At 68.4% G+C, this 9,981-nt stretch carries 11 protein-coding genes and 1 rRNA gene; 11 read left to right on the forward strand and 1 reads right to left on the reverse strand.

The features are described 5' to 3' along the window. The 8 genes from Amac_RS52875 to Amac_RS52910 all read left to right on the forward strand — a co-directional run. Window positions 1–197, forward strand: a 197-nt coding sequence (locus tag Amac_RS52875) for a hypothetical protein (protein WP_218041810.1), incomplete at its 5' end; no start/stop codon positions are given. A gap of 121 nt (window positions 198–318) precedes the next feature. Next, window positions 319–960 carry a M15 family metallopeptidase gene (locus Amac_RS52880; protein WP_155361990.1) on the forward strand — a complete coding sequence of 214 codons (642 nt, stop codon included), beginning with the start codon at window positions 319–321 and terminating at the stop codon, window positions 958–960. A gap of 323 nt (window positions 961–1,283) precedes the next feature. Beyond that, entirely contained in the window at window positions 1,284–1,535 is a 252-nt protein-coding gene (locus Amac_RS52885; protein WP_155361991.1) for a hypothetical protein, read from the forward strand. Further along, the gene (locus tag Amac_RS52890) at window positions 1,532–1,750 is read left to right on the forward strand and encodes a hypothetical protein (RefSeq protein WP_155361992.1); all 219 of its coding nucleotides are present in this window, start codon (window positions 1,532–1,534) and stop codon (window positions 1,748–1,750) included. The genes Amac_RS52885 and Amac_RS52890 overlap by 4 nt, the downstream gene beginning before the upstream one ends. Window positions 1,751–1,857: 107 nt before the next feature. Further along, entirely contained in the window at window positions 1,858–3,255 is a 1,398-nt protein-coding gene (gene argH / locus Amac_RS52895) for an argininosuccinate lyase (protein ID WP_155361999.1), read from the forward strand. Continuing rightward, window positions 3,237–3,866 (forward strand): DNA-3-methyladenine glycosylase, encoded by a 630-nt coding sequence (locus Amac_RS52900; RefSeq protein ID WP_155361993.1) that lies wholly within the window; start codon window positions 3,237–3,239, stop codon window positions 3,864–3,866. The genes argH and Amac_RS52900 overlap by 19 nt, the downstream gene beginning before the upstream one ends. A 109-nt stretch (window positions 3,867–3,975) precedes the next feature. Next, on the forward strand, window positions 3,976–4,206 hold the full coding sequence (locus tag Amac_RS52905; protein ID WP_155361994.1) for a hypothetical protein: 231 nt from the start codon (window positions 3,976–3,978) through the stop codon (window positions 4,204–4,206). Then, on the forward strand, window positions 4,196–4,516 hold the full coding sequence (locus tag Amac_RS52910; RefSeq protein ID WP_155361995.1) for a type II toxin-antitoxin system PemK/MazF family toxin: 321 nt from the start codon (window positions 4,196–4,198) through the stop codon (window positions 4,514–4,516). Before Amac_RS52905 ends, Amac_RS52910 begins: the two co-directional genes overlap by 11 nt. A 177-nt stretch (window positions 4,517–4,693) precedes the next feature. On the opposite strand, the gene Amac_RS52915 is transcribed toward Amac_RS52910, so the two are convergent. Beyond that, window positions 4,694–6,931: a rhamnogalacturonan lyase family protein gene (locus Amac_RS52915; RefSeq protein WP_155361996.1), complete on the reverse strand. Its 2,238-nt coding sequence runs from the start codon at window positions 6,929–6,931 to the stop codon at window positions 4,694–4,696. Window positions 6,932–7,171: 240 nt separating this feature from the next. On the opposite strand from Amac_RS52915, the gene tyrS reads away from it, so the two are divergent. From tyrS to Amac_RS52930, 3 genes are all read left to right on the forward strand, one after another. After that, window positions 7,172–8,437 carry a tyrosine--tRNA ligase gene (tyrS, locus tag Amac_RS52920; RefSeq protein WP_155361997.1) on the forward strand — a complete coding sequence of 422 codons (1,266 nt, stop codon included), beginning with the start codon at window positions 7,172–7,174 and terminating at the stop codon, window positions 8,435–8,437. 96 nt (window positions 8,438–8,533) lie between these two features. Further along, on the forward strand, window positions 8,534–9,400 hold the full coding sequence (locus tag Amac_RS52925; RefSeq protein WP_155361998.1) for a tetratricopeptide repeat protein: 867 nt from the start codon (window positions 8,534–8,536) through the stop codon (window positions 9,398–9,400). Between the two features lie 385 nt (window positions 9,401–9,785). Next, window positions 9,786–9,981: ribosomal RNA gene (locus tag Amac_RS52930) — 16S ribosomal RNA — on the forward strand; the annotation flags it as partial.

The following is a 9,981-nucleotide window of genomic DNA, read 5'->3' on the forward strand; positions in this document are numbered from 1 at the left end:
AGACTCGCTCCAAGCCCGTGAACGGGGACTTCAACGGTGACGGCCTGACCGATGTCGGGGTGTTCTACGACTACCCGAACCTGCGCACCGTCCTGTTCACCTGGTCCGCCAAGTCCGGCGGCGCATTCAACGGTCCGGCGAACGTCTGGGACTCCGGGTCCGGCGGCTGGGAGCAGCCCCGCACCAAGCCCGTCTGAATCCCGGCGACGCCTGGTCGCCGCACACCCGCGCATCTCCCTCTCGCGCCCAAGCGCAGACGGGCCGCCCGGACTCCGGCCGGGCGGCCCGTCAAGCCATCCAGACTGGATAAGGACAGAAATGATCCTGCTCTCCGATCCCGCGATCGGCCGGATGCCGATCGAGGAGTCCGGCGAAGCCCTGCGCGATCTGCGCACCGTACAGGCGCTGCGCCTCGATTCGCGCCTGGCCGACCCGGAAGGCGCCTACGCCCACCTTCGCCTCGGCGTCGTGGACCTCCTGGTAACCGCGCAAACCATGCTCCCGCCCGGCCTGCGGCTCCTGGTCGTCGAAGGCTTCCGGCCGCTGGAACGGCAGGAACAGTATTTTCAGGCCCACGTCGACCGGCTCCGGACAGCCCACCCGGGCCACGATGACGTCTGGTACCACCAGCGGGCCAGCCGCTACATCTCTCCACCAGAGGTCGCCCCGCATGTGACCGGAGGCGCCGTCGACCTGACCCTGTGCGATGCGGACGGGAAGGAGTTGTGGCTGGGCACGGAGGTCAACGACACCGATACCGAGGACTGCCACACCGCCAGCGTCGAAATCTCCGCCGAGGCCAGAGAACATCGGCGCATCCTCGGCGAGATGCTGACCACGGTCGGACTGATCAACTACCCCACCGAGTGGTGGCACTGGTCCTACGGCGACCGCTACTGGGCGTACACCAACGGGGCGTCGGCCGCGCGCTACGGACCGGTGACGCAGGCCCTCCTCTGATCAGGGGAGACGCGAGCTGGACACCGTTAGCGGCTACACCGTATTCGCACGTGCTCGTCCCAGGCCTGAGAGGGCGGTTCGCGAGTTGACGCCCATCATGTCGTAGCGTGATCGGACGGATCTGAGGCGTTACGGCAGATCGGCGGGCTTGGGTGTGCTGGGATGGCCCGGTGAGCGAGCGCAAGCGGGGTGGCCGCGTCGGCACGAGGTGAGACGGTGGAGGAGGATGGCATCGGGTCCTCACCGGCCCGATGATTGTGACGGGGCTCTTCCGCCGTCATGTTCGAAGGTGTCAATCTGCTCGAACAGCCGGAAGCCCTGCGATGGAACCGTACGACACAGCCACGTCGGCTGACTGCTTTGTGGCCGCGAAGAAGACCTTTGACGGTCTGATCGGACAGCTCGCCGACCCCGCGAGCGCGACGCTGACGCACGGCCGGGTGGAGGAGATGCTCCACGAGCAAGGACGTGAGCTGCTGCGACAGCTGCTGCAGGCCTACCGGACGTCCAGGTTGCCGCCGGAAGCCTCACCGCGCTGGGCACGTCCACCGCCCTGCGCCTGGTCGAGGCGATGACCGTGTCCCGCGCCCGCGACGTCTTCGACTACGCGCAACCCCGTGCTGTTGCCGCCCTGCTGGCCGGCTCCACAGACGGTCGGCGGGACCGCCTCCTCGACGCGCTGGGGGAGCTTTGCGCGAGCAGGCCCGGCGTCTCCTCGGGCAGAATTGATCTTTCCCGTGCCGTGGCCCCGGGCGGACCAGGGCGCAGGTCACCGATGGCTCCGGCATGAGCTATCGTCGCGGATTGAACAGTGAGAGGAGACGACTCGGTGGTGCAGGAGACGCGCTCGCGCGATGACCAGAGGGTGAGCGGCACGTGAGTCCTGAGGGGAAGCCGATGCGGCTCTGGGGCGGCCGGTTCGAAGGCGGCCCGGCGGACGCGCTCACCCGGCTGTCGGTGAGCGTGCATTTCGACTGGCGGCTGGTTCCCTACGACCTGCTCGCGTCGCGGGCGCACGCCCGGGTGCTGAACCGGGCGGGGCTGCTGACGGACGACGAGCTGGCCCGCATGCTGGCCGCCATTGACGATCTGGAGGAAGCCTGCAAGTCCGGCGCCTTCCGGCCGACGGTGGCCGACGAGGACGTGCACACCGCGCTGGAGCGCGGCCTGCTCGAACGGCTCGGCTCGCTCGGCGGCAAGCTGCGCGCCGGGCGCTCCCGCAACGACCAGGTCGCCACCGACCTGCGGCTTTACCTGCGCGACCACGTCCGCACGATCGTGTCCCGGCTGGTGGAGCTGGAGACGGCGCTGATGAGCCAGGCCGAGCAGCACGCGGAGACGGCCGCCCCCGGCATGACGCACCTGCAGCACGCGCAGCCGGTCTCGTTCGGCCACCAGCTGCTGGCGCACGTGCATCCGCTCACCCGCGACATCGAGCGGCTGCGCGACTGGGACAAGCGGGCCGCCATCTCGCCGCTCGGCTCCGGCGCGCTGGCCGGGTCCTCGCTGCCGCTGGACCCGCAGGCGGTCGCCGCCGAGCTCGGCTTCGACGCGGCGGCGGCGAACTCGATGGACGCGGTCGCCGACCGGGACTTCGCCGCCGAGTTCCTGTTCTGCGCCGCCATGATCGGGATCCACCTGTCCCGGCTGGGCGAGGAGATCGTCCTGTGGGCGTCGCAGGAGTTCCGCTGGATCGAGATGGACGATGCCTACTCGACCGGCTCCTCGATCATGCCGCAGAAGAAGAACCCGGACGTGGCCGAGCTGGCCCGGGGCAAGTCGGGCCGCCTGATCGGCTCGCTGATGGCGTTGCTGACCACGCTGAAGGGCCTGCCGCTGACCTACAACCGGGACCTGCAGGAGGACAAGGAGCCGGTCTTCGACGCCGTCGACACCCTGCTGCTGGTCCTTCCGGCGGTCTCCGGCCTGGTCTCCACGATGCGGGTGAACACGGCCAAACTGGAGACCTCCGCCTCGGACGGGTTCGCGCTGGCCACCGACCTGGCCGAGCTGCTGGTCCGCAAGGGCGTCGCGTTCCGGGACGCGCACGAGGCGGTCGGGCACCTGGTGGTGTGGTGCCAGGTCAACGACAAGGAGTTCGGCGAGCTGACCGACGAGGAGCTGGCCAAGGTCTCGCCGCACTTCGGCGGGGACGTCCGGGACGTGCTGAGCGTGCCCGGCGCGCTGGCCGCCCGCAAGGCATTCGGCGGCACCTCGCCCGACCGGGTGCGGGACCAGCTCGCCGTCCTCCGCGAGGCTGTGGACGCGCAGGCGGCATGGGCGACCGGCGCCTGACCCCGCTGCCGCGGGAGTTCTTCGACCGGCCCGCCTGCGAGGTCGCCCCCGATCTGCTGGGGCGGATCATCGCGCACGGGCCGGTCGCCGTCCGCCTCACCGAGACCGAGGCGTACGGCAAACCGGGCGAGGACCCCGCCTCGCATTCGTTCCGAGGCCGGACCCACCGGAATTCCGTCATGTTCGGGCCGCCGGGGCATCTGTACATCTACTTCACGTACGGGATGCACTTCTGCGCCAACCTGATCTGCCTCCCGGAAGGCATCGCCTCCGGCGTGCTGCTCCGGGCCGGGGAGGTCGTCTCCGGCGTCGACGTCGCCCGGTACCGGCGGGAGAACGACCGCCCGGTGCCCGAGCGCGACCTGGCCCGCGGCCCGGCCAGACTCGCGGTCGCGCTCGGCTTCGCCAGGGAGCACAACGGGCTCGACTGCTGCGGCGAGGGGATCGTCAGGGTGCTGGAAGGCGAACCCGCCATGGCGATCAAGGGGGCGATCAAAGCCGGTCCCAGAACCGGGGTCGCGGCCGGAGCTGAGACCCCGTGGCGGTTCTGGATCGACGGGGACGGCACGGTCTCGCCGTACAGGCCGCATGTCCGGCGGATCCGGGCGTAGGTCCGGGGAGCAGTGCACCTGCACAAAGGGATAGTCAACTACATGCTGTAACGAATCACTCACGAACATGGGTGAACTCCTGCGAGACGCACCGTCGTACAGTGAAGATATGAGGGTGCTGACTATCGAACTCGACCCGGAGATGGAAGCCGCTCTGGCCGACCTCATGGTCGACGGCGACAGCCCGGAGACCGCGATCCGCCACGCTGTACTCGCCGCGTGGCGTCTACGCCGCGACGAACGCATCCGCGCCCAAGCCGAAGCCATCGCGGCGGACCCCGACGACCGCGCCGAGATCCGAGCGATCCAGCGTGAGCTGGACGAGCTGCGTGCGTGGTGACCTGTACCGGTTGCGTGCACCCCGTGACGCGGTAGGCCATGAGCAACGCGGCGAGCGCTTCGCCGTGGTGGTGCAGTCCGACCTTCTCAAGATCTTCTCCACCGTGTTGATCGCGCCCACCTCAACGAGCGCGAGGGAAGCCGACTTCCGGCCCACTGTGGATCTCAACGGCAAAGCCACCAGAGTTCTCCTCGACCAGACAACCGCCGTCGACCCGCAACGACTCGGAGATTTCGCCGGACGCCTCTCGCCTGAGGAGATCGACGAGGTGGACACCGCTCTGCGAATCGTCTTCGGCCTTTTCTGGTGATTTGCCGCTGGGAGCTCGCCTCGGCCGTCAGGCGGGCCCGCAGACCGGGGTCTCGGTGGAGAGCCGAGACCCCGTGGCGGTTCTGGAACGAAGGGGACAGGACTGTCTCGCCGTACAAGCCGCATGTGCGGCGGATCCGAACCTAGGTCCGGGGAGCGTGCGGACCCGGATCCGGAGTCAGCGGACGTACACGTTGGGCTTGGCGGGGGTGGCCATGCCGTCGCCGATGAAGAAGCTTGGGTGTGGGGGCTGGTTGTAGGCGGTGTTCTGCCAGGCGATGGCGACGCGGTACATCGGGTCGTGGGCCAGGGTGTGGATCTTGCGGTCGGTGACTGAGGTGGTCGCGTAGATGCGCAGGGCGGTGTTGGCCGTGGTTGGCCAGATCACTTCTTCGCGCCAGTCGCCGAGGATGTCGCCGGACAGGGATGGTGTGGCCTTGGTGCCGTTGTTGGAGTGCACGCCGGAGGCGGTCAGGAGGCGGGTGTCGCCGCTGGTGCCGTACTTGTCGACGCGGGTGGCGTCCACGAGTTCGCGTACCGGGTCGCCGTCCCACCAGGCCAGGAAGTTGATCGAGGACGGCTCCCGGCCGAGGGAGGCGCCGGTGGCGCTGCGTAGCGTGGTGTCGCTGGCGGACCATGATTCGGCGCCGGGGCTGCCGGCCCAGATGTCGGCCGAGACGCCGCGGCCGTTGTCCGCGCCGCTGGCCGTCTGCCAGAGCACCTGGCCGGTACGGGCGTCGGCGAACCACGAACCCGGGCGGGCCGTCTCCTCTGAGACCTTGAACACCTCGAGTCCGGACCTGCTGGGGTTGAGGTCGCCGACGTGTAGCGCGTCGCCGTGTCCGAGGCCGGTGTTCCACAGCGGGGAGCCGTTGTCGTTGATCGTCATCGCGCCGAAGATGATCTCGTCGCGGCCGTCCTGGTCCACGTCGGCGATGGACAGCTGGTGGTTGCCCTGGCCGGCGTACTGGCTGCCCGCGGAGTTGGAGTCGAACGTCCAGCGGCGGGTCAGTGTGCCGTTGCGGAAGTCCCAGGCAGCGATCACGGTCCGGGTGTAGTAGCCGCGCGACATGATCAGGCTGGGCCTTGTGCCGTCCAGGTAGGCGGTTCCGGCCAGGAATCGGTCCACGCGGTTGCCGTAGTTGTCGCCCCAGGAGGAGACGGTGCCGCGGGCGGGGTCGTAGTTGACGGTGGAGAGGGCCGCGCCGGTTCGGCCGTCGAACATGGTGAGGAACTCTGGACCGGATAGGACATATCCCGATGTGTTCCGGTAGTCGGCGGTGGAGCTGCCGATCACTTGGCCGGTGCCGGAAGTGGTGCCGTCCGCCGTCTTCATGGCGACTTCCGCGTCGCCGTCGCCGTCGTAGTCGTACACCTGGAACTGGGTGTAGTGCGCGCCCGCGCGGATGTTGCGGCCCAGGTTGATACGCCAGAGACGGGTGCCGGTCAGCGTGTACGCGTCCACGTAGACGTTGCCGGTGTAGCCGGACTGGGAGTTGTCCTTGGCGTTGGAGGGGTCCCATTTCAGGACGAACTCATAGTCTCCATCGCCGTCCAGGTCGCCGACGCTCGCGTCGTTCGCGGCATACGTGTACGCCTCGCCGGATGGCGTGGTTCCTCCGCCCGGCGGCTGGATGGGCACGTCGAGATAGTTGCCGCCGGTGAATCTGAGGGACGCGGGGGAGGCGGCCTGTTCCGCGCCGTTGACGACCGCTCTGACCGTGTACGACGCGTCCGCGGCGGCCGTGTCCAGATAATTCGTGGAATTGCTCACCGTGGCCACCCGGGTGCCCCCGCGGTACACGTTGAACGTGGTCGCGGACGCCTCGGTGCCGAGCAGCCGCCAGGAGACCAGGTTGGCGCTCCCGGATCTGACGCTGATCAGGCCCCGGTCCAGGTCCTCGACCTGCTTCGCCCCGGCGGGAATCGACGTCGGACTGGGGCTCGGGCTGGGACTTTGGCTCGGGCTTGGGCTGGGGGATGGGCTTTGGGTGGGTGTGGGGCTGGGGACCGTACCCGTGCAGACCGTGCCGTTCAGGGCGAACGACGCCGGAGCCGGGTTGCTGGAGTTGTTCCAGGACGCGTTGAAGCCGAACGAGGCCGTCGCGCCCGTGGCCAGCGCGGCGTTGTGCCCGGCGTCGACCGCGGTGACCTGCCCGCCGCTCTGAGTGATCGTGGCGTTCCAGGCGCTGGTGACCGCCTGCCCGGCTGTGTAGGACCACACCAGCTGCCAGCCGTTGATCGGATCGCCGAGGTTGGTCACGGTCACGTTGGCGGAGAAGCCGCCCGGCCACTGGGACGGGACGCCGTAGTCGACCCGGCAGCCGGGGGCGGCGGCCTGTGCGGTGACTCCCGTCGAGACGGCCGCGAGCGCGATCAATCCGATGATCGCGAAGCGTTTCGATAGTGTGCGCATGTGCCCTCCACGTGGGGGACTGGGGTTATCACCTTGTACCGAAAGGTTTCGGAAAGCGCTATCCAGGAGGGTCGCTGATTTGGCGGCATCCGCCGGACGGTCCTCTAACCAGCAGACATCCGATGTCCGTGCCCTGCCGGGAGGTGAACGTTTCAGCTCCACTATTCAGTGGCGATAGGGTTTCGTGATCAGGCAGGCTGGAAACGGCCGCCTCCCGACGAGCAATGGGAAACTGGAACCGTGACCGACATCCTCGATGAGCTCGACTGGCGCGACGTCACCGCGCAGACCACCGATGCCGACGCGCTCCGCGCGGCACTGGCCGAGGGTCCGATCACGGTCTATGCGGGCTTTGACCCCACCGCGCCCTCGCTGCACGTCGGCAACCTCGCCACCCTGCTCATCCTGACCCGCTTCCAGCGCGCCGGGCACCGCCCGATCGGCCTGGTCGGGGGCGCCACCGGCCTGATCGGCGACCCCAGCGGCCGCAGCACCGAGCGGGCCCTCAACTCCGAGGAGATCGTCGAGGAGTGGGTGGCCAGGATCCGCGTCCAGGTGGAGAAGTTCCTCTCCTTCACCGGCGACAACGCCGCCACCCTGGTCAGCAACCTCGACTGGACCGCCGGGATGTCGGCCATCGACTTCCTGCGCGACATCGGCAAGCACTTCCCGGTCAACCGCATGCTGGCCCGCGAGTCGGTCTCGGCCCGGCTGGCCGGCGAAGGCCTCAGTTACACCGAGTTCAGCTACCAGATCCTGCAGGCCAACGACTACCTGGAACTCTTCCGGCGGTACGGCTGCACGCTGCAGCTCGGCGGCAGTGACCAGTGGGGCAACATCATCGCCGGGGTGGACCTGATCCGGCGGGTCGAGGGCGCGCACGCGCACGTGTTCACCGGCAAGCTGATCACCAAGGCCGACGGCACCAAGTTCGGCAAGACCGCCGGTGGGGCGGTGTGGCTGGATCCGGCGCTGACCTCGCCGTACGCGTTCTACCAGTACTGGCTGAACGCCGACGACCGGGATGTGGTCCGCTTCCTCAAGGTGTTCACCTTCCGTACCAGGGAGGAGATCGAGGAGCTGGAGAAGGCGGTCGCCGACCGGCCGTTCGCGCGCGAGGCGCAGCGCACGCTGGCCGAGGACCTGACCACGATGGTGCACGGCGCCGACGAGCTGGCCCGGGTGGTGGCGGCCTCGCGCGCGCTGTTCGGCCAGGGGTCCATCGCCGACCTGGACGAGGGCACGCTGGCGGCCGCGCTGTCGGAGGTGCCCCGGGCGGAGGTGGCGGGGCTCGGCCTGCCGTACGTGGATCTGATGGCGGAGAGCGGCCTGGCCAAGTCGAAGTCCGAGGCACGCCGCGCGGTCAAGGAGGGCGGGGCGTACCTCAACAACACCAAGATCACCGACGAGGAGTATGTGCCGACCGCCGAGGACCTGCTGCACGGCCGGTTCCTCGTGCTGCGCCGGGGCAAGCGCACGATCGGCGGCGTCGAGGTCTCCGGCTAGATCTCCCGAGCGTTCTGCGTATTCGTTCACAGAAACCCGCGCGCCGCGCACCTACCGTTGGGCGACCCCCTCCCAGACGGTGAACAAGGTGGAACGATGTGCGTGGAACAGGACGTGGCCCGGCTGGGCACGGTGACGGCCGACCTTCTCGAGTGCAACCGGCTGCTCGCCGCGGGAGACGCCACGCCCGAGGTACGGCTACGGCGGGGGATCGCGCTCGACGCGATGCGTGACTATTCGGGCGCCCTGGCCGAGCTGACCGCCGCGCTCGACGGTCCGCTCGGCCCCGACGACCTGGCCGATGCCCACCACCGCCGGTCGCTGCTGCTGCGGCGCTCCGGCCGTTACGCGGAGGCCGAACTGGACGCGACCGCGTCCCTGGTCGCCAAGCTGACCTCGCGCGGGTACATCGCGCGGGCCATCGCCAGAAGCCTGCGCGGCGACCAGCAGGGCGCCTGGACCGACACCGAACGGGCGCTCCTGCTCAACCCCGGCGAATGGGAGGCCCGCGCGGTGCGCGGCCGCGCGTTCCTGGCCATGAACCGCTGGCGGGACGCGATCGACGATTTCGACTGGGTCATCGAGCTGGGGGAATGCCCGGTCTATTCGGAGGAGCTCCGGGTGGACCGCGCCGAGGCCCTGCTGGCCATCGGCGAAGCCGCCCGCGCGGTGATCGACTGCGGCCTGGCCCTCGCGGCTCGCGTCCCGTGCCACCCCGTTTCCGGGGCACATCGGGTTCATCTGGTACGGGCCCGCGCGCAGCTCGCGCTGGGGGACGCCCGGGCGGCGCTGGGGGACTGCTTCCTGGCGGCGGCCATCGAGCCAGGTGAGGCGGAGGTGTTCGAGGTGCGGGCTGCGGCATATGAGGCGGCCGGGTGCCCGGAGGACGCCAGGAGTGATCTGATGCGCGCCAACGACCTGCGGGAACCAAGAATTGTTGTGACGCCGGTAACAGTCTCGTAGCGATGTTGGCGGTCCGGGCCTTTGCAGGCGGTGTGACCTGCGAATTCGCGTGCGGAGCGGCGATTTGACGAGGGGGGAACGGTTGCCTAATGTTCTCTTCGCGCCGGGAGTGCGCGGCGGCCGAAAGGCGGCCGGATCCCGGGCCATCCTCTGATCAACCGTACGAGTCATTCGTGATGTGATCAAACACCCCAAACAGGGTGATTGGACACGAAGCGGATGAGCGGGTAAGTTAGAGGGGTTGCCCCGGAGACGGGGGAACGATCCGTTTCTTGAGAACTCAACAGTGTGCTAAAAGCCAGTGCATGATGCACAACCCCGTCATATTTGACGGATTCCTTTGGTTGAACATTATGTTTCAGCTGGAGATCTTCTTTTCAAGCATTTTTTGGAGAGTTTGATCCTGGCTCAGGACGAACGCTGGCGGCGTGCTTAACACATGCAAGTCGAGCGGAAAGGCCCTTCGGGGTACTCGAGCGGCGAACGGGTGAGTAACACGTGAGTAACCTGCCCCTGACTCTGGGATAAGCCTGGGAAACCGGGTCTAATACCGGATATGACACACGATGGCATCGTCTGTG

It is taken from the genome of Acrocarpospora macrocephala (genome assembly GCF_009687865.1).
Taxonomy (GTDB): Bacteria; Actinomycetota; Actinomycetes; order Streptosporangiales; family Streptosporangiaceae; genus Acrocarpospora; species Acrocarpospora macrocephala.